At 46.3% G+C, this 19986-nt stretch carries 17 protein-coding genes; 7 read left to right on the top strand and 10 right to left on the bottom strand.

Features of this window, described 5'->3' with window-relative positions; genetic code table 11:
* The first annotated feature begins 72 nt into the window (after positions 1-72).
* A complete protein-coding gene (locus AABK39_RS13285) occupies positions 73-1131 on the top strand; it encodes an AI-2E family transporter (protein WP_338391822.1) in 1059 nt (352 codons plus the stop codon).
* 93 nt (positions 1132-1224) lie between these two features.
* Entirely contained in the window at positions 1225-1962 is a 738-nt protein-coding gene (locus AABK39_RS13290) for a hypothetical protein (RefSeq protein WP_338391823.1), read from the top strand.
* Positions 1963-2034: 72 nt separating this feature from the next.
* On the opposite strand, the gene AABK39_RS13295 is transcribed toward AABK39_RS13290, so the two are convergent.
* From AABK39_RS13295 to AABK39_RS13315, 5 genes are all read right to left on the bottom strand, one after another.
* Positions 2035-3990 carry an aconitate hydratase gene (locus AABK39_RS13295; RefSeq protein ID WP_338391824.1) on the bottom strand — a complete coding sequence of 652 codons (1956 nt, stop codon included), beginning with the start codon at positions 3988-3990 and terminating at the stop codon, positions 2035-2037.
* Positions 3991-4228: 238 nt separating this feature from the next.
* Positions 4229-5155 (bottom strand): NYN domain-containing protein, encoded by a 927-nt coding sequence (locus tag AABK39_RS13300; RefSeq protein ID WP_338391825.1) that lies wholly within the window; start codon positions 5153-5155, stop codon positions 4229-4231.
* 285 nt (positions 5156-5440) lie between these two features.
* The gene (folB, locus tag AABK39_RS13305; RefSeq protein ID WP_338391826.1) at positions 5441-5950 is read right to left on the bottom strand and encodes a dihydroneopterin aldolase; all 510 of its coding nucleotides are present in this window, start codon (positions 5948-5950) and stop codon (positions 5441-5443) included.
* A gap of 38 nt (positions 5951-5988) precedes the next feature.
* Positions 5989-6900, bottom strand: coding sequence for a DivIVA domain-containing protein (locus tag AABK39_RS13310; protein ID WP_338391827.1), 912 nt, complete (start codon positions 6898-6900; stop codon positions 5989-5991).
* A complete protein-coding gene (locus AABK39_RS13315; protein WP_338391828.1) occupies positions 6897-7790 on the bottom strand; it encodes a WD40 repeat domain-containing protein in 894 nt (297 codons plus the stop codon). Before AABK39_RS13315 ends, AABK39_RS13310 begins: the two co-directional genes overlap by 4 nt.
* 168 nt (positions 7791-7958) lie before the next feature.
* Here AABK39_RS13315 and AABK39_RS13320 point away from each other — a divergent pair, with 168 nt between their 5' ends.
* The 3 genes from AABK39_RS13320 (at position 7959) to AABK39_RS13330 (ending at position 12659) form a co-directional block, all read left to right on the top strand.
* Positions 7959-8591, top strand: coding sequence for a 4'-phosphopantetheinyl transferase superfamily protein (locus AABK39_RS13320; RefSeq protein WP_338391829.1), 633 nt, complete (start codon positions 7959-7961; stop codon positions 8589-8591).
* Positions 8592-8724: 133 nt separating this feature from the next.
* Positions 8725-12006, top strand: a complete 3282-nt coding sequence (locus AABK39_RS13325) for a SpoIIE family protein phosphatase (RefSeq protein ID WP_338391830.1) — start codon at positions 8725-8727, stop codon at positions 12004-12006.
* A 56-nt stretch (positions 12007-12062) separates the two neighbouring features.
* A complete protein-coding gene (locus AABK39_RS13330) occupies positions 12063-12659 on the top strand; it encodes a ribonuclease HII (RefSeq protein WP_338391831.1) in 597 nt (198 codons plus the stop codon).
* Here AABK39_RS13330 and AABK39_RS13335 read toward each other — a convergent pair.
* The 5 genes from AABK39_RS13335 to AABK39_RS13355 all read right to left on the bottom strand — a co-directional run bounded on the left by AABK39_RS13335 (position 12656) and on the right by AABK39_RS13355 (position 17211).
* Positions 12656-13090 (bottom strand): hypothetical protein, encoded by a 435-nt coding sequence (locus AABK39_RS13335; RefSeq protein ID WP_338391832.1) that lies wholly within the window; start codon positions 13088-13090, stop codon positions 12656-12658. The genes AABK39_RS13330 and AABK39_RS13335 overlap by 4 nt on opposite strands.
* Positions 13091-13266: 176 nt before the next feature.
* Positions 13267-14427, bottom strand: coding sequence for a metal ABC transporter permease (locus tag AABK39_RS13340; RefSeq protein WP_338391833.1), 1161 nt, complete (start codon positions 14425-14427; stop codon positions 13267-13269).
* The gene (locus AABK39_RS13345; protein WP_338391834.1) at positions 14424-15548 is read right to left on the bottom strand and encodes a metal ABC transporter permease; all 1125 of its coding nucleotides are present in this window, start codon (positions 15546-15548) and stop codon (positions 14424-14426) included. Before AABK39_RS13345 ends, AABK39_RS13340 begins: the two co-directional genes overlap by 4 nt.
* Positions 15545-16285 (bottom strand): metal ABC transporter ATP-binding protein, encoded by a 741-nt coding sequence (locus tag AABK39_RS13350; protein ID WP_338391835.1) that lies wholly within the window; start codon positions 16283-16285, stop codon positions 15545-15547. The genes AABK39_RS13345 and AABK39_RS13350 overlap by 4 nt, the downstream gene beginning before the upstream one ends.
* Positions 16285-17211, bottom strand: a complete 927-nt coding sequence (locus tag AABK39_RS13355; protein ID WP_338391836.1) for a metal ABC transporter solute-binding protein, Zn/Mn family — start codon at positions 17209-17211, stop codon at positions 16285-16287. Before AABK39_RS13355 ends, AABK39_RS13350 begins: the two co-directional genes overlap by 1 nt.
* A 343-nt stretch (positions 17212-17554) precedes the next feature.
* On the opposite strand from AABK39_RS13355, the gene AABK39_RS13360 reads away from it, so the two are divergent.
* A complete protein-coding gene (locus tag AABK39_RS13360) occupies positions 17555-19030 on the top strand; it encodes a DUF5687 family protein (protein ID WP_338391837.1) in 1476 nt (491 codons plus the stop codon).
* 30 nt (positions 19031-19060) lie between these two features.
* Entirely contained in the window at positions 19061-19774 is a 714-nt protein-coding gene (locus tag AABK39_RS13365) for an ABC transporter ATP-binding protein (RefSeq protein ID WP_338391838.1), read from the top strand.
* Positions 19775-19986: the final 212 nt, after the last annotated feature.

A 19986-nucleotide genomic window follows, 5' to 3' on the forward strand; every position in this document is an offset into this window, starting at 1 on the left:
CATCCTAATATTAAAGCCACCTTATCGGGTGGCTTTTTTGTTGCCGGAAAAGTTTTTGCGTCAGCAACCCATATGCTAAATACGGATTTACTGCGGGCCATAAACTCAAAGCTAGCGCTAATTGTCACAGTCCTCTGCGCTTACTTGCTGATGAAACTTCAGGCAATTATTCTGCCTTTGGTGTTGGCCGTCTTTGTCGGGCTTTTACTTGAACCTATCATCAATGGGCTTCGAAAAAAGAAAGTCCCCTTTTTCGTGAGTATCCTTCTCGTCCTTGCGCTGCACGCCATCGCCATTTATCTTTTCACCTCTTTGATTACTGAAACCGTCAACCAAATAATCGAACAAAAAAACACCTTCGGGGAGAAAATTACCGAGCAAACCACTTCTATTTCCAATTTTGTGGAAAAGGTTACCAACGGGCGCCTAATCATAAAAAACTGGATTGACAAACCCCTTGACATGATCAATACCAGATCGCTGATCAACATAACGGGCGCAGTACTGAACGAAGTGGGAAAAGTTTCCGAGGTCATAGGACTCGCCGCCATCTACCTCATTTTTATGCTTTATTCCATAATCAACCACGAACGTTACCTAATGTACTTAGGCGGAACAGAGCAAAAAGGGCTTAAAATGATCGAGGATTTTAAGCTTATCAAAAAATCGGTAATCCAGTACATAAAAGTGAAGACACTGGCCAGTCTAGCAAATGGACTTATCTTCTATCTTTGCTGTACGTTTTTCAATGTAGATTTCGCCCTTTTCTGGGGAATTTTCGCTTTTTTCTTATACTTCCTCCCAAATATAGGAGCTATCACGGTTTCGATTCTAGTAGGCATTCTGGCTTTACTTCAGATTCCGTCTTTCTCACTCTTTCTGGTTTTCTTCTCGATCTTAATTGTCTTTCAATTTGTAACCACAAACCTTGTGGAGCCCAAATACTTAGGAGATTGGCTAGCGCTAAACCCTATCACTGTTCTTATCGGATTGATTGTTTGGGGCTACCTTTGGGGAATAATAGGAATGTTACTCGCTGTCCCGCTAATGGTTCTTATCAAATCCATATTGGCTCGGTTTCCGGAATATCAAGTATTGGTGAAACTAATGAGCAGAAAAGCAGATCATTAGCCATAAAACAACTGTTTTAAAGGCAATCGTGTCTTTTACAAGTGTAGAGGAGCTAGCGGGGATGTGTTTTACAAACACTTTTAATCTTATCTAATGAATTATTCAAGTAAAAAAGCTTCTCCGTGGCTTTTAATCGTCTTTTCATTTTTCGTCCTATTCGGCACTTCTTGCAAAGACGACGACGAGGTTGGCGTTCAAATCGAAGTAAGGCAAACTAGCCCAAATACTCTCAGTGTCAAAAACACGGGGATCGCAACCTTCGGAGGAGGGTTTATTATGGCATTTGATCACGCTGGATCATATGTGAAGGCACTGCCGATAGTAAAACCTGACGCTGTTATACTTCTCCCACTCGACAGTTTCCTAATCACGACCGAAAGAGGCGACCCTGGATATGTCTTCAAAGACATTACATTCAAATGGCATATGCCTTTTGAGTTTTTTGCGATTAGGACCGAGATAGCCGATGGCCGAGGTAGTAGAACAACTTTCGAATCAAATATCACAGAAACCGTGACGGACGAAAAAATATCAATCAGCTACGATAAAGAAAGTATCAAAGTCCGTAATAATTTTTCATACCCGATTTCTGACGTTGTTGTTCTCATTCACGGGAAAAACAATATTGACTATGTCTCAGAGCCTGCTTTTCTTTTCCCTGGAAAGGAGACAATTGTCAAGCCTAAAGAATTGACCAAAATTGAATTCAAGAAAAAAGACACGCCTTTAAAGAATGAAAAGTTCGATGAAGAGACCTACAGCTGGATACATATACGAGCCTATAAACCCGATGGTAAGATGGTGACCAAAAGTATAGATCCGACTTGGTAAAAGCGCATGTAATAAGAGGCTGCCCAAAATGGGCAACCTCTCTCCAAGCAACTATCGATTACAGCCAATTCTTTACCTCTCCTTATAGTAATTAATCGCCCCTCCCGCCAATAGCACTTCAATCTGTCGAGGGCTAAGGCTATGTTTTAGTTGAATTTCTTTATCCTTAGTCAAGTTTTTTGCTGTTACAGGAAGCCCTTTCGCTATTGACTCCCTTATATTTTCGATCTTGATAACGTCATCTTGATCAATCCGAGCATAATCATCTTGATTCTCAAACTCCAACGGCGCTATCCCGAAATTCACCAAGTTCTGCCACCCGATTCTTGCGTAACTTTTAGCAATTACAGCCACTTGTCCCAAATACCTTGGAGCCAGCGCCGCATGTTCCCGGCTTGAGCCTTGGGCATAGTTATCTCCCGCTACCACCACAAAACTGGAATAACTCTCTTTATTTTTCACCGCCCTATCGTAAAAACCTTGGTCGATTATGTAGTAAGACCACTTACTAATCTCAGGAATATTACTTCTGAGCGGTAACACGACAGCCCCCGCCCTTAGAATCTCATCGGTAGAAACATTATCCTCCATTTTAAGAAGCGTCGGCACCTCAACTTGATCTGGCAGTTCCGACATTTCCGGCAACGGCTTAATATTAGGTCCTTTTTCCAATTTTAGACCTTCTCCATCTTCAAATGGCTCCAAAAGCATGGAAGTGTTTACAATTGCCGCTTCAGGATACGTATACCTAGGGTAAGTAATTCCATAAAGATCTTTTAACTCCCGCGGGTCGGTAATTTCGCCTCGCAAAGCGGCGGCGGCGGCGGTTTCCGGACTACAGAGATAAACTTGATCGTCTAAAGTACCCGAACGGCCCGGAAAATTCCGGGGCATCGTCCTTAAGCTAATCTTTCCGGAAGCGGGCGCTTGGCCCATCCCGATACAACCCATACAACCCGATTGGTGAAATCTTGCACCAGCATGTACCAAAGGACGGAAAGCATTTTCGTTATCGAGATTTTCAATCACTTGCCTGGAGGTAGGGTTTATGTCCAATGAAACTTGTGGATGAGCCATTCTGCCTTCCATAACTCTACTCACAATCCAAAAATCGCGTACACCCGGATTCGCTGACGACCCTACTACGCATTGGTGCACCGCTTTTCCAGCTACCTCTCGAACAGGAACCACATTGCCTGGGCTACTTGGGCAAGCGATCAACGGCTCCAGCTCGGACAAATTGATTTCTTCATGCGCATCATACTCACATTCAGGATCGGCTTTTTGCTCCGACCAATCGGCTTCACGCCCTTGTGCTTTCAGGAACTTTAACGTGTGTTTATCTGACGGAAACACACTTCCAGTAGCTCCTAGCTCAGCGCCCATATTCGCTATTACGTGACGGTCCATTGCGCTTAAACAATCCAACCCTTCTCCGTAATATTCGATCACATAACCAACGCCACCTTTCACATCATATCGGCGCAACATTTCCAAGATCACATCCTTTGCGCTCACCCATTCCGGCAGAGAGCCTTTAAGATGAACACCCAAAACTTTGGGCATCTTGACATGATACGGATGCCCCGCTATTACCAGCGCCACATCCAAGCCTCCAGTACCGATAGCCAGCATTCCCAAGCCTCCCGCCGCGCAAGTATGGCTATCTGAACCCAGTAAGATTTTTCCCGGTTTACCAAAACGCTCCATATGCACAGGATGGCTAACGCCATTGCCTGGCCGGCTGAACCAGATTCCGAACTTTTGAGCCGCTGATTTCAAAAACAAATGGTCATCGGCATTCTTAAAGTCCGTTTGCAACAGGTTATGATCGACGTATTGAACGGCAACCTCCGTTTTCGCCCTCTTCAGCCCCATCGCTTCCAGTTCCAACATCACTAAGGTTCCTGTCGCATCCTGCATTAACGCCTGATCTACCCTTAGCCCGATTTCTGTTCCGGGAGTCATCTCCCCTTCCAAAAGATGGGATTTGATAAGCTTTTGCGTAAGGTTTAATGGCTTTGGCATAGCATCGAATACGTTTGCAGTCCGTCAATCACAATTCAAGACCTCATATGCTTGAGGCGTGTATCAACTACTCCGCAGATGCCGGATTGTTAATGTCAGGACATCACAACGGCACTGATTTCGAGTAAGAGTATCAGGTGTTTCGTACCGAACCAAAATGTGTAACAACAGTTACTAACAAAAAAACGGGCCGACGATTAACGCCGAACCCGTTTCATATTTTTATGTAAGATCTTCTTTACAACTTTGTCACTTCATAAGCGACTTCTTTTCCTTCTTCCGTAATTCCTCTTTTGAATTTGACCGGATTACCGACATCCAAATCAAGGAAATCCGTTTCCGCCAGATTAGAATAATGGAAAAACAGGTTGCTTGGTGTGGCTTTCACGAATCCGTAACCTTGATTGAGAGTCACGATTTCGCTGAACTCAAAACCTTCTCCGATTTCCTCTTCGCTCAATTCAGCGACGAATGTACTTTCTTCCTCTTCGCCAGACTTTGAGAATGCGTCACGGGACACGAAAAGATTGGCTATCTCAGGATTGTTTTCCGCCAGTCCCTGATCTATACTGTCATGCATTTCCGACAGGTAAGTCACTGCCTCTCCCAAATCTCTTGACGAACGCGTAGCCCTCAGTTCGCCATAATCGTCGTAATATTCAAAATCCCAAGAAAGCAACATAACCCTAGTGCCTAAGGTATTGAGCTTGCGGACCAATGGCACATAATCGCTATCACCAGCGATAAGGACCACCACGTCGAAATTCTTATAGAAAGCCAGCTCAAAAGCTTCCAAGGCCAAAGACATGTCCACTTTGTCAGACTTGTTTCTGTGCCCCCTAACCGGAAGATAATGCGTAGTAACGCCTTCCGACATCAAGATATCGTCAAAAACCCGGTCGTAATAAAGCTTGTTCCCGTTTTGGTTGGCTTCGCGAGCGCTCAGTCGGCCCCTGAAATAATGGGCGTCAACAATCCGGGAACGTCTGTAATCGCTCCCTTCCTCTCTCGCCACTTCCCGCCGAATGAAATCATGAAGCCCGGAAATACTTATCCGGCTTTTGCTTTCGTGTTGGTATGCGTAATAATTACTTACGTGGTAAAAATAATTTCCATCATAAAAAATCCCGATTCTAGTTAAACCTCGAGAAATATTGTTGTTCATGAAGAATATGTTTGAATTATCAGATCCCTTTTCTTATAACTTCCTGAATTGAAGTATTCTAATTCGTATTATCAAAGTTGATTTTCATCTAAACCGAAACAGCTCTCGCCTTTTCCAGTAAAAACATAATGGATTCAAGGGCATAATAATACAATCGACGGCTATTTCCAAAAGCCTTGATGTAAATCAGATGAATTTGAAATGTGTTTGGAATTTATCCCCTTGGCCCAAAAAGCCATTATATGCAAATTATATTTTTCGAAGCCTGTACTTTTCGCATCAAGACTATTCGCACAGTTCTTCAAGCATGCTGTAGCCTGAGGATTTTGCTTCCTCCGGCACTTTTATGTCTTTTTCCTCGGGGAGGTCGGGAAGTCCATAATGCTCGTTCACAGCTTTTTCCGGTTTGCGATCGTTTTTCGTTCTTTCTTCAGGCTTAGGCCTTTCCTCATCGATCACGATCTTCGCACGACTACAAATCCCACCTATAGGCGGATTGAACTTAGCGATAGACAAACAAACATTTTTCGCAGTGGCGAAACGAGAAAAAACTCTCTCAATAATTCGCTTCCCTACATTTTCCAACAGCTTTGACGGCATCGACATTTCCTCCTTTATGATATCGTACAGCACCATGTAGTTCACTGTACCGTCCAAATCATCATGTTTGGCTCCGTAATCAAAGTCGGTGTCGACCACGATGTCCACACCGTATTTGTTCCCGATCTTGCGCTCTTCCTCAAAATAGCCGTGATAAGCGAAAAATTCGAGCCCCTCCAGACAGATTTTGCCCATAATCTCTTTCTAATAAAAACGTTAGGCCTCAACCATTCTTATCCTAAATCGTCGAAAAACGAACGGTCTCCGCCACTTCCATCCTGCTTAGGAGCGTTTTCACGCCGGATTTCCTCGGAAGGTTCCGGAAAGCTCTGAGCGGGCGGGGTTTGGGGCGTTGCCGGTGGCTCCACGGCTGGCTTTGCCGGCTCTTCCTGAAAGCTTGGCATATCGTCGCTTACGGCAGGGGCTTCAGGCTCGTCGGGCTTAGTGGTCACGAATTCCGTATCGTTAAAATCCGTTACCGGGTCAGGCACAGACGCTCCGGTTCCTTGGGTTGTTTGCGTTAGGTTTTCACGGAATTTACGCTGGGTAACACGGGCCTTGCCCACAATTCCGTCAATCAAACCTTTTTTCTCCTCTTTGGCTGTGGTAGCCCTTTCTATCCTGTCCTTTATTTCGTCAGAAAGATGAATCATTCCCGAAAGAATATGATCGCGAGCATCCTCAACCGCCCTATAATGATGTTCAAGCTCTTTGATCAATTCCATCATATTCTCGGCAGCTTCTCCGGCTTCAGACTCAGCTTTCTGCACAATCTCGTCGGCGCGGATTTCCGCTTCCTCAATCATCTGGATCGCTTCGGTCTTCGCTTCGCTAAGACGCTTGTCGGAATCCATCTCAACCTCCTTGAGTTTCAACTCCGCCTTTTGCTGGGCTTGTTCCATAATACTTTGCCCGGTATCCTCGGCGGTTTTCAGGGTCTTGTACAAAGAGCTTTCAACTTCCCTGAGTTTGGCCACCTCACGGTTAGCGGCTTCCAGCCTCAAGTGCAAGTCCTTGTTCTTGTCCAAAAGCCTCTCCCATTCCTGGGAAAGGGAAAGCAGGTACGCGTCGACGTCCTCTTTTTCGTAACCTCTAAAAACACGCTCAAAGCTTTTTTGGCGAATCTCTAACGGAGTTATTTTCATGGTTCAGGAGTATTTCGTTTGAGTTCCCAGACGGAAACACTGCGGTCATCGCTGGCCGAAATCAGCAAATTATCATAACCGGCCCACAAAAGCCGGTTCACCGAGGTACCGTGCCCGGCATGCCGGGCCTTGTCAATCACTTTCAAAAGACGCAGACTTTCCGCATCCCATAATTTTATAGACTTGTCCATACTGCACGTGGCCAACAACAACCCGTTCGGGCTTTGGGCCAAGTGATTTATGGCATACATATGGGCATCGACGGTCTGGATATTGGCGTAATCATTCTCCGCATCCCAGACTTTAATTTTAGCATCGCGGGAAACCGTAAAAAGCCTTTTCCCGTCGGGCGAATATCGTAACGCGAAAACGGATTTCGCATGGGCCGGAATCTCTTTTTTCCAAAACAAAGGCTCTGTTCCGAATAACCTAACGGCATTATCACTGTACCCGGCCACAAATTCTTTGGCATTCGGCCTTACGGCCAATGACCTGCAACTTTGGCCAGCGGCCGGCAAGGTTTTGACCACGCTCAGACTTTCACAATCCACGACCCTGATAACACCATCGCTACAGGCGACCAGTATTTGCGATCCGATACTGACAATATCGAAAATGGCGACATTACCCAAAGCAACATCACCAACTTTTTCTCTTTTGACCGGGTCAATCACATGAATTCCCTCATGATTTTGACCTACATACAAACGCGAGGATTCGGCATCGAACATGATGGCGTACACAGACGACTGCACTTTAGCTACCATACGGCCTTTGCCCGGCTCCTTCAGGTTCCAAAGAACCACCATCCCGTCTGCGCCGGCGGAAAAGAATAGCTCGGGCGCCCAAGCTTTTTCCAGAGTATAAACGGCGTCTTTGTGTCCGGTCAACGAAAACCGTTTTTCTACTTTCAGAGGGCTCCCCATCTACTGTTCGTGAATTTCCTATGAAAATAATTAAAATATCGCTTCCAAATTGTCGCTTTGCTTTTTTCTTTCGAAAAAGCGTTGCCCATACGTATTGGAGACGTATCTTTTCGGGAAACCACAATTTGGAATATGCCAGTCACGAAAATAGAAAAAAATAGCGAATTCCTGTTTTGGGGAGTTTGGAAAATTGAAGAATCGGCCGAACTTCTGGAAACCATCTACACATATGATGACGAAGACCGCCAAGACGTAATGCGAACCAAGCACCCGGCCAAAAGAGCCGAACGCTTGTCGGCCAGAGCCATACTCGCTAAAGTCACCGAAGAATCGGGCGAAAAATGGAACGGGCTAAAAAAAGACACCAATGGCAGGCCACGGCTAAAAGGCTCGGACAGCGACATCTCAATTACCCACGCAAAAGGTTACGCCGCCGCCGCTTTGACCCAACAGGGAAAAACGGGAATAGATATGGAACGGGCCAGCGCCAAAGTCGTCCGGGTGAGGCATAAATTCCTTAGCCAAACAGAATCCGAAATGATCGGTATGGACGAAATGTCGCTTACCGCAGCTTGGGCGGCCAAAGAGGCCATATATAAGTGTTCCGCCATTCCGGGTTTGGAGTTCAAAAACGAAATTATATTTGAACAATTTTGCCCGGAGTCCAAAACCTACTCTCTGGCTTCCGCACGAAAAACCGGTCCCTTCAGGCTGTCATACCAATTCATTGATGATTACGTTCTCTGCATAGCAACGAGAGCCTAAAATCGGAAAAAACGAAGGTTAGGCATTAAAGAATGTAATAATCGACAAGTTTGCCTTATCGGCCCTGATTGATTATTTACCTAAATTACTTACATTTATGTTTTGGTCCTGAAGTGATAGAAGAGGTTATACATTGTTGTACACAGGCCTTAAATATTATTGCGTAAGCATACTACTCCTTGCGCTGACCTTGTCGCATACCGACATTTCGGCTCAGCCACACCGCCCTTTTGTCTTTTTCGACGCTGAAAAAGGAGAAGGGGGGCGAATCAACACGAGCCTTGCCCAAGGCCCAAACGGAATGATCTTCATCGTCAACAGCGACGGGCTTGTCCGGTACGCCGGATCATATTGGGAACAATACCTGCCTAATTCCGATAACCGCACTATCTCTGAAGTAACCGTTACCGGCTCGGGTAAAGCCTTTGTGGCAGGCACCAATATCTTCGGATATGTCGAAATCCATAACGGCAAGAAACGTTTCGTTTCGCTGATTGAACATTTCAGTGAAGACGGCGACACATTACCGGGCCTGTTTTTCGGACTATGCTCATTAGGCAATAAAATCTTCGTAATCCACGGCGACACTGTTCTGGTTTGGGACGACCTGTCTCAAAAGGCGACAAAACACACCATGCGAGCCCCTTTCGACATCATGAATGTTGACGGGAGGATATGGATCACCGACATAATGTCGGGGCTTTTCGAACTAAAAGCGGGACACTTGCGTCTTCTTAGCCGAAACAGGAACTTCTTTTTGAGGCAGACTCCCGTAACGGCCATGCCTTTTGGCGACGGAAAAGTCCTGACCTGTAACCGTCGGGGAGAGATGTTCAAAATATCGTTGGCCCCATTCCGACACGAACCTTTTGAATTCGACTTCAAAGACCAACTAAAATCGTCCTCCATCACAGGCGGACTCAGCCTCCGAAACGGCAACTTCCTCTTGCTAACCGAGGACGAAGGGGTGTTCCATTTCAGTCCGAAAGGTAATCTTATCGAAAAAATCGACAAAGATGACGGGCTGAACGGCAATGCGTTCAACGATGCCTTACAAGACAGGGAAGGAAACGTTTGGCTGGCTACGTACCGCGGCATAATGATGTGGGAAATCGAGAGTCCCATCGGAATAATTGGAAGGGAATCTGGACTGGAAGGCGCTATATATGATATGGCGAAATACCGCGACAAGATTTATCTCGCCACTTCGGAAGGGCTCCTCAAAAACAAGAAAAACACTAGCCAGAGACTGAAGTTCGAAAAACAGGAATATCCCGGAACGGTTTGCTTCGGGCTGAAAACCACGCCGGAAGGCCTTATTATTGGAGCTTTAGACACTTGGGTTCTGGACAATGAAGACTCCAAACCACGACATCTTTCCGACTACAAGTACATTTACTTCGATCATTATTCTTGGAAAGGCCGTGACTATGTCATCTGCGCCGGACCTCGCCGTTTGGCTATTTTAAGGCTCGAAAACGGCAAATGGCAAAAACACTGGGAATCGAATTATCTGCATTATGAATTTGACGGCGCCAAAGCTTTCCCAAAAGGAGATCATGTCAATTTTTGGCTAAGTGCCAAAGGGAAAGTATTCTCTGCGGAATGGAGAGGAAAAGACCAATTAAAACCGGATTTCCGGGTCGCAAGCCCTGGCGTCACTATGGATCTTCCAAAAGGGCGGGCCAAGATCATTAAGAACAATGAATTCCTAGAAGTATTCGTAAACGAAAGCCTTTACCGTTTTTATCCTGAAATAAAGAAATTCAGAAAATCAGGACTCGGCATCAGCGGACTCAAGGATTTATCAATACTAAACGGCGACTCAACGTTCTATTGGAACAAAAAAGACGGCCAATACAAAATCTTTGACGACTTAGGACACCCCGCCGGCATCTTTTCGGGTATTGATTGGGGACGTTATCCTGTGGGCGAGCTCAACAATTGGCTACAGCTTTCTGAAAAAAGGCTATTGGTTTCCGGCCAAACAGGCCTGTTACTTATGGACGGTTTTTCGCACCAAAACACCGAACAGGACAGTACGCTCAGCCTTCATATAGCGCATGTTTACCCTCATGAAGACACGCTTTATCTCAACGGAATAGATCAGCAAAAACACGTTTTCCCTTACAGTCAAAACTCTATTGCTTTTGACTATTCCGCTCCGACTTACCACCTGCACGACAAGGTGTCTTATTATTGCAAACTGGAAGGTTTTGACGAAAGCTGGGTCAACAGAGGAAATGCCCACCGTATCGAATACATGAACCTTTTCGAAGGCAAATACACCTTCCAAGTCATGGCCGTTGACGCCATAGGCCGGGTTAGCCCCGTTCAGTCGTTTTCTTTCGGAATAGACCCGCCATATTTCCGGACGGGCTGGGCCTACCTGGTTTACGGAATTTCGTTTTTAGCCCTTATTCTCGGTTCCGTTAAATGGTACAACCACCGATTGATGCGGGACAATGAACGGCTGGAACTCATGGTAAGCAGACGTACTTTTCAGCTAGAGAAAAAGCGAAAAATTCTGGAATCCCAAAAATATGATCTGGCCGAAAAAAGTGACGCGCTGGAAAAAGCCAACAAGAGAATTGTGGCGGGCAATAAAGAAATCAGGGAAAGCTTGACTTATGCTTCATATCTCCAAAAAGCCTTTATTCCTGACATCAAACGTCTACGTGATTCTTTCGCTGACGCTTTTGTATTACACCTACCTAAACAGCAAGTTAGCGGTGATTTCTACTGGCTAGCCAAAGAAGGCGGAAAGCATTTCCTTGCTGTTCTGGACTGTACAGGCCATGGTGTTCCCGGCGCATTTATGTCAATCATAGGCAATAACTTACTTGAGGAAATCATCAGGGTCAACGGTGAAACTTCGGTTGACAATATCCTTTCGGAGCTTGATAGACGATTAAAAGAAAAGTTCGCCCTAAACGACAAAACATTCGAAGACGGAATGGAAATCGGCCTATGTCGGTGGGATCCTGAGATTAACGAGCTTCGCTACGCCGGCGCACGCATCAAACTTTCTTATTTCGCAGATGGAGAACTTCAGGTGCTGAAAGGTGACAGAAGATCAATCGGAGAACGACACAGAGGACATGAAGTGTTTACAGAACACGTGCTTAAAATTGACAAACCGACAAGTCTATATCTATATACCGACGGATTCCGCGACCAATTTGGCGGACCTAGAAGCAAAAAATTCCTCGACAAAAGACTCAGAAAGGTTCTTTCCGAAATCCAAGACCTTCCGATGGAAGAGCAGGAAAACACTCTGATGAGAACATTTATCGACTGGAAACAAGAAGAATCCCAAGTAGATGACGTTCTTGTTCTTGGTTTTCAGCTAGTACCGCAAGAAGTGATTGTTCCCGAAAAAACAGCACCAACGACTTCGGCAACTCTTTCCTAAAGGAGAAATCACCTCCACGCTTCCAAAATAGGCTAGTTTCGAGCTATCTTTACCATATGCTCTTATCACAGTTCACAGAAGAAAAAATCGAGGCCGGTTGCGACGAAGCCGGGCGCGGTTGTTTGGCCGGGCCGGTTGTGGCCGCTGCGGTTATCCTTCCAAAAGATTATCAGAACGACATACTGAACGATTCGAAACAACTGTCGGAAAAGAAGCGCGACAAACTGCGCGAACAGATCAAAAACGACGCTATCGCTTGGTGTGTAGCGGAAGTTTCGCCTACGGAAATAGACAAGATTAACATTCTGAACGCTTCGTTTTTGGCCATGCACCGTGCCGTGGACGGATTATCTTCCAAGCCGGAACTCCTTCTGATCGACGGCAACAGGTTTAAGCCTTATCCCGAAATTCCGCACGAATGCGTGGTAAAAGGCGACGGAAAGTTCTTAAGCATAGCGGCAGCTTCGGTTCTCGCCAAAACCCGCCGAGACGAAATCATGCGGGAATTTGCGACCAAGCACCCGGGCTATGGATGGGAGACCAATGCCGGCTACCCGACAAAGGCCCACAGAAACGCAATCCGGGAATTGGGCACGACTCCCCATCACCGCATGTCGTTCAAACTTTTGCCCGATCCTACCCTATTCGATTAACGAGGCTTAGGCGGTTTGATTTTCTTTATTTTCGGAGCCGGAGCTATGGGTTTTATTGGCGGAAAAGACTTTATTTTTTTGGCCACGACAGACTGGCTCGGCGTTCCTTGTGGCGCGTCTGCCCTACCCGGCATATATCCTTGGTTTGGATTAGCCGGCTCTGGCGGTGCGATATGCAACAATTTCGGTAATGCTGGCGGAGTTGATGACTTCACAGTAGGCCAAGGAATATCGTTGACTGGAGGCATTGGAGACTGAACGGTAATTCCAATTGGCCGGATTTTTACTGGCGGTGGCGCCAAATCCGGCTTTGACAATGAAGATTTCGCCGATTTCAAAGCTGTTTCTTCCACCAACTTCTGAGCTTTTAGCCCCATTGTGGAGCATACTAAAAACAAAATCACAAACAACACCCTAACCATTCCCTTCATCTTCTTTGCTTTTAAATATTACATCCCACTTTTTAGGACGCTACGCAAAGAACAACTCCAAAACAAGGCTGTAGTTTGAACTGGCGAGCCACTAATATTGTCGAAAGCCAGTGATTTTCAACAAAAAAACCGGACAACGCCCATCGCACTGTCCGGTTCTCTTTCCCGGAAAAACCTTACGCCCGAAACAGAAAGAACTCGTCCTTCATGCTTTCGATCGCTGTGGTTTTATCTGAAGAGATATGCTCTATCGCCTCGTTGGCGAATTTCCAACCTTTTGAAGTTAAGGAGACGACATCACCTTCAATCGTCACCATATTATTATTCAACGCCAAAGACAATACGCTTTTGGCCCTTACTTTTTGCCAATTGATATGCTCGCGCAAATGCCCGACTTTTCGCTCTTCTACATCTTTATGGTTATGCAGATGCAAGAGAAATGTCAACAACGAAACTTCCAGCCTCTGCCTTCTCCTTCTGTGCCAAACCGACAACCAACCCTTACCGGGAGCGATCAGAAACACCGTAAAGAAAACAAAACCAAGAACGGTGGTAATGGCGCCCGCAATTGAAGCGTCGAGAAAGTGGGCTAACCAATAACCCGCAATAGCCGAGAAGGCTCCAAAACAAACGGCCAAGCCCAACATTTTCTTCAAATCATCGGTAAGCAAATAGGCCGTTGCGGGTGGCGCAATCATAAGTCCCACTACCAACACGGCTCCCACGGCGTCGAAAGCGCCAACCGTGGTTACGGAGGCCAACGTCATAAGGCCGTGATGAATAAGCAATGGAGAAAAGCCCAGGGCCGTTGCCAATTGCGGGTCGAAAGTACTGATTTTTAATTCTTTGAAAAATAACCCGAGAAGCGTTACGGAAAGTGTCAAAATCGACCCGATCACCCAAAGGGCTTTCGGACCAAGGTCGTATTCGCCTATAATAAAACGGTCGAACGGGGCAAAGGCCAACTCGCCAAGCAAAACGGCGTCAACGTCGAGGTGAACGTCATTAGCGTTTCTGGCGATCATTATGACCCCGATACTGAACAGCGCCGGAAACACCAGCCCAATCGCCGTATCTTCTTTTACCAAGCCCGTCTTCTGGATCCACTCCACCAGCATTACCGTCAGGACTCCGCACAACGCGGCCAAAACCACCAACAGCGGCGAGCTGATATCTTGGGTAACAAAGAAACCTATAACTATGCCCGGCAAAATGGAATGGCTGATCGCATCGGAAATCATGGCCATTTTGCGAAGAACCAAAAAGGTGCCCGGAATGGCGCACGCCATAGCCACTAACATGGCTATAAGCTGAATTTCAAACTGAGCTTGTGTCATGGCTTTTCAACATTTTGATTATACAGGTTCGCCGCTTTATGAAAACCCTCGTCAGTGAGCGACCACTGTCGGCTATCGAAAGTGATCCAGCCTTGGACTTCCAGTTTTCGCAACGATTTTTTCGAAAAGCCCCTGAACTCGTTAAACAACCGCAACGAGTGCGGATGGCTATGGTCTTCGTGACTTTTGGCAATTTCGTACATAAACGAGAGTGTCTTGTGCAAGTGCAGATCGTTCCTGTTTCGGATAAAACCAATACGGCGGGCCAACAAACCCCGCCTCGGAGCGAAAACAAACGAAAGAAACACAAACACGGCGGCTACCAAAACGATAACCGGCCCGGTGGATAGGTTATCATAACCGGCGGAAATCGCGGTGCCCAATATTCCCGACAAAGCGCCAAACACGGCGGCCAAAGTTACCATTACCCAAAGCCGGTCAGTCCATTGGCGAGCGGCGGCGGCGGGAGCCAGCAACATGGCGCTCATCAATACCACGCCTACTGTCTGCAAGCCCAAAACGATGGCCAAAACCATAAACGAGGTCATCAGGATATCGATAAACTTGGTATTGAAGCCCAAAGTCAAAGTGTACTCGGGATCAAACAGCAGGACTTTGAACTCTTTCCAGAAAATTGACATTACGCAAAAGCTAACGCCTGTCACTCCGGCCATAAGCCACACGTCCGAAGCCACTAGCGTAGCCGCTTGCCCGAACAGGTATTTTTCCAGACCGGCTTGGTTTGCGTTCGGCTGTTTTTGAATAAAAGTGAGCAACAGCATTCCGAAGCCAAAAAACAGCGACAAAACAAGCCCCAAGGCAGTATCAGACTTCAAGCGGGTATTCTGGGTAATGCTTCTGATCCAAAACGTGCCGGCCAATCCACTGACCAAAGCCCCCGTCAAAAGCACAGAACTGTCTTTGGATTGAAAAAGGATAAAAGCCAAGGCTATGCCCGGCAAAGCGGCGTGAGAGATGGCGTCGCCCAAAAGACTCTGTTTTCTCAATACGGCAAAACTGCCCAACATACCGCATATCGCCCCAAGCAAAGCCGTTCCCAGCGTGATTGTACGCAGGGTATAGTCCGTAAAGACCAACGAGAAATATTCCGGTAAATTCATGAGGGCTGGATGCTTACTTTGTAATTGATTCCGTAAGTCTGTGTCAAATGATCATCGTTGAAGATATCTTTGACCGGCCCCGTGGCTATTTTCTTGACATTTAGGAATGTCACCCAATCGAAATATTCCGGTACCGTCTGCAAATCATGGTGCACCACGATTACGGTTTTGCCCGCTTTGCGCAAGTCTTTCAGAATATTGATAATCGCTTTTTCCGTAGTGGCGTCAACGCCTTGGAAAGGTTCGTCCATCAAATAAATCTCGGCTTGCTGGACCAATGCTCTGGCCAAAAAGATCCGTTGCTGTTGCCCGCCCGAAAGCTGTGAGATCTGACGATCGCGAAACGGCAACATCCCCACTTTCTCCAAAGCTTCCAGCGCCTCTTTCTTTTCCTTTATTCCCGGCCTTTTTATCCAACCCAGGCGTCCGTAGGTGCCCATCGTCACCACATCGAGGGCCGTGGTCGGAAAATCCCAATCCACGCTGCCTTTTTGCGGAACGTAGGCTACTTTGGAGCGTTGTTTCCTGTAAGGTTTTCCGAATACTTTCACAGAACCAGCCAAGGGCTTGATAATTCCCAACACGGATTTTATCAACGTGGATTTTCCCGCTCCGTTCGGACCAACTACGGCCATCAACACACCCTCGGGAATCTTCAAATCCACATCCCACAGCACCGGCTTATAATTATAAGCCACGGTCAGGTCGTCTACCTGTATCGCTATCTTCTCCCCCATTACCGTAACGCGTTAACGATTGTCTCTGTATTGTATTTATACATTCCCAAGTAAGTCCCTTCCGGAGTACCTGCGTTGCCCAAGGCGTCGGAATAAAGCGTTCCGCCAATGTTGACGTTATGGTTCTGATCCTTTACCGCCGCCTGCAATGCTTCGATTGTCCTTTTCGGAACGGACGACTCAACAAAAATCGCTTTGACTTTTTTATCGATTATCAATTCGGCGAGCTTACGGACATCTTTTACCCCCGCCTCGGTAGCGGTCGAAAGTCCCTGAAGCCCTACCACTTCAAATCCGAGCGAACGCCCAAAGTAGTTGAACGCATCATGGGCTGTGATCAGCACACGTTTTTCTTCGGGAAGCACGGCCACCTCTTTTTTCATATCGACCAATAGCTTCGCTAACTTTTCATGGTAAGCCTTAGCGTTCGCCATATAATAATCGGCGTTCGCCGGATCCAGTCCGGAAAGCTTTTCGGCGGTATAAAGCGTTATTTTCTCCCACAGGTTGATGTCGAACCAAACATGAGGGTCATGATTTCCGGCAAACTCTTTCGATGTAATCAAATCCGACGGGGCCAAAGCGTCAGCCAAAGCGATCGTCACCCGATTTCGTCGGCGCATTTTCTCGAACACATCGACCAGTTTTCCTTCTAGGTGAAGACCGTTGTAAAAGACCGCGTCTGCGGTAAAAAGCTTGTTTACGTCGCCTTCACTGGCTTTATAGAGGTGCGGATCAACTCCGCTGCCCATAAGGCCCTGAACCTCCACACGGTCACCGCCCACTACTTTCAGCAAATCGGTGATCATCGTAGTAGTGGTAACCACCGACAGCTTACCTGTACGATTTTCCACTCCTTCCTTTTTCTTGACTTTGCACCCGCCCAATACGAGTAGCACGGCCAAGAATATTGCAAAATTCTTCATTTTCATGAGATCTATTTAAATCGAAAAAATGATGGGCTTCAAAATATTTTTAAGCTCGTCTAAATTTTAAACAAAGATACACTAATTATCTATTTTGAAGCACAAACCACTCCGCAAAAAGCATGATAAGCTTCAGTTTGGAAGGTGATTATCGCCATCAGTTTTCATATGAAGGAGGAAACCGTCCAGTTGGGGTTTTCGCCTTCTGCCCTAAAAAAATCCCCAATTATCTTCCCGAGTCAAGTATTTGTCAAAATTGTATTTGCCTATGAATCCGGCAAGAGTATCTTTGGTTCAACACTTTTTCGCAAACCAAATCTATTATATACAACAGCGCTCGCTTATGATTCTACAACTCCTCAAACATAAATGGAAAGAAGATTTCCGGTCTCCGGCCTTTGACCAAGGGCTTCCGGTCAAGATTCTGATGGGCTTTTTAGGGTTTATGGCTTTGTGTTACTTGATAGCGTTCGGCCTACTCATCGACGTGATCTTGCTGAAAGACAACGATACTATAAACCCCGTCACTTTCATAAACGGTTACCTTGTCCTATATTGGATTGTCGGAATCGGTGTAAGAATGACTATGCAAAACACTCCGGCCATCGGTATCCAACCTTACCTTTTGTTGCCGATCCGGAAATCCAAAGTCTTTAACTTTCTGCTCGCCAGATCTTTCTTTAGCGCCAACAACTGGCTCCACCTCGCGTTCGCCATACCTTTCGCCCTGAAAGTGGTCCAAAAGGTAAATGACTTCCCTTCCGCCATCGCTTGGCTGATCGTTTTCTTCAGCATGTCCATGGCCAACAACTATATCGTTTTCATTCTCAAAAAGGAAACCCTGGGCAAAATCTGGATCAATTGGGCCTTAATGTTATTGGCCGCAGGACTGTTCGGGCTTAATTATTACGACCTTTTCCCTGTAAACGAAATTTCCAGCGCCTTTATGGAAACGGTCGCCGCTACTCCGCTTACGGCTTTGTCAACGGTCGTTTGGGCTGTACTTTGGTACGTTTTGGCTTTCCGCTACCTTAAGTCCAAAGCTTACCTGGAAAATCTGGCGGTGAAAACAGACGGCGGAAAAGGCGACAACCTCAACGAAAGACTGTCGTTTCTGCGCGGTTTCGGTAGAGTTGGAGACATTATCGCTTTGGACCTGAAAATGATCATGCGAAACAAAAGACCGAAACAAGTTACAATTATGGCTTTCGCTTTCTTGTTCTACGGACTTCTGTTCTACACTAACGATATTTACGGAAAGGGCATGTACGTCTTTTGCGCTGTGTTTATCACAGGCCTCGGCATGTCAAACTTTGGACAGTTCGTACCGGCATGGGACAGCGGACACTTTGACATGTTACTGACCAGCAACCTTTCGTTCAAAGACTACGTGCGCTCAAAGCACCGCTACATGATCACCCTTTGTTCAGTTTTCTTTGTCCTTTCGTTGCCGTACGGCTATTTCGGCATGGATATAATCTGGACACACTTGTCGATGGCACTTTTCAACATCGGCGTCAGTAGCTACATACTTCTGCTGTTCAGCACCAGAAACAACAGGCGTTTCGATATTACGAAATCGGGATCGTTTAACTTCGAGGGCACCGGCGCCACACAATGGCTCGCCTCCGTTCCGTTTCTTCTGTTGCCACAAGTTCTTTATTGGCCGATCACACTTTTGGCAGACAACAATACGGCGCTGATTACAATCGGTATTATCGGCGTCTTGGGATTAGCCTTGCAAAGCCCCATCCTTGACAGGATAGCCAAAATGTACGTTAAGCAAAAGTACCGCCTGGCCGAAGGCTTACGCGCCTAAACCCTTTTTTGAAACCTCAATCACGAAATCATGATCCAAGTAAATAATATCAAAAAAAGCTACGGACCCGTTACCGTACTGAACATTAAACAACTCAACATCGGAAAAGGCGAAGTGGTAGGCTTGGTCGGAAACAACGGCGCCGGCAAAACCACTTTTTTCCGCTCCGTACTCGATTTGATCTTGCCGGACACAGGCGAAGTGAAGCTCAACGGACAACTAGTCAAAGGCGACGACAGTTGGAAATCGTTTACTGGCTCTTATCTCGACGAGGGCTTCCTGATCGATTACCTCTCGCCCGAAGAGTATTTCGAATTCATTGGTAAGCTCCGTGGCCTGAACAAAGCGGATCTTGAAGAGTTTCTGGCGCAATTCGAAGACATTTTCAACGGGGAAGTATTGGGAACGGGCAAATACATCCGTAACCTTTCGAAAGGAAATCAAAAAAAGGTCGGTATAATCGGGGCGCTTATCGGCAACCCGGAATTGCTGATTCTTGACGAGCCCTTCGCCAACTTGGACCCCAGTACGCAGATTCGCCTGAAAAAACTGTTGCAAAACCAAAAGGCGGAGAAAGGGATCACCATGTTCATTTCCAGTCACGATCTGAGCCACGTCACCGAAGTCTGTGACCGGATTGTGCTTTTGGAAAAGGGTGAAGTAGTGAAAGACGCACACAAAGACGAGAATACTCTGAAAGAGCTGGAAGCCTTCTTCGGCAAGGACGAAGCCTTGACAGAGTAGACTTTAGCTCCATAAACAAGATTTATTGGCGAAGCCCGTGAACAAGTTTTCACGGGCTTCGCTTTTTATAAAATATGATGCGTATCATTAACCGAACTAAAAAACAACAAAAGACCCGTTTCATTGAAAAATGAGCAACATCACGAGTTCATCATTACAAAATGAGTAAAATCACCACTTTATTTTTATAAAATACCTTTACAGAGAAGAAT

This window comes from Fulvitalea axinellae (assembly GCF_036492835.1).
Taxonomy (GTDB): domain Bacteria; phylum Bacteroidota; class Bacteroidia; order Cytophagales; family Cyclobacteriaceae; genus Fulvitalea; species Fulvitalea axinellae.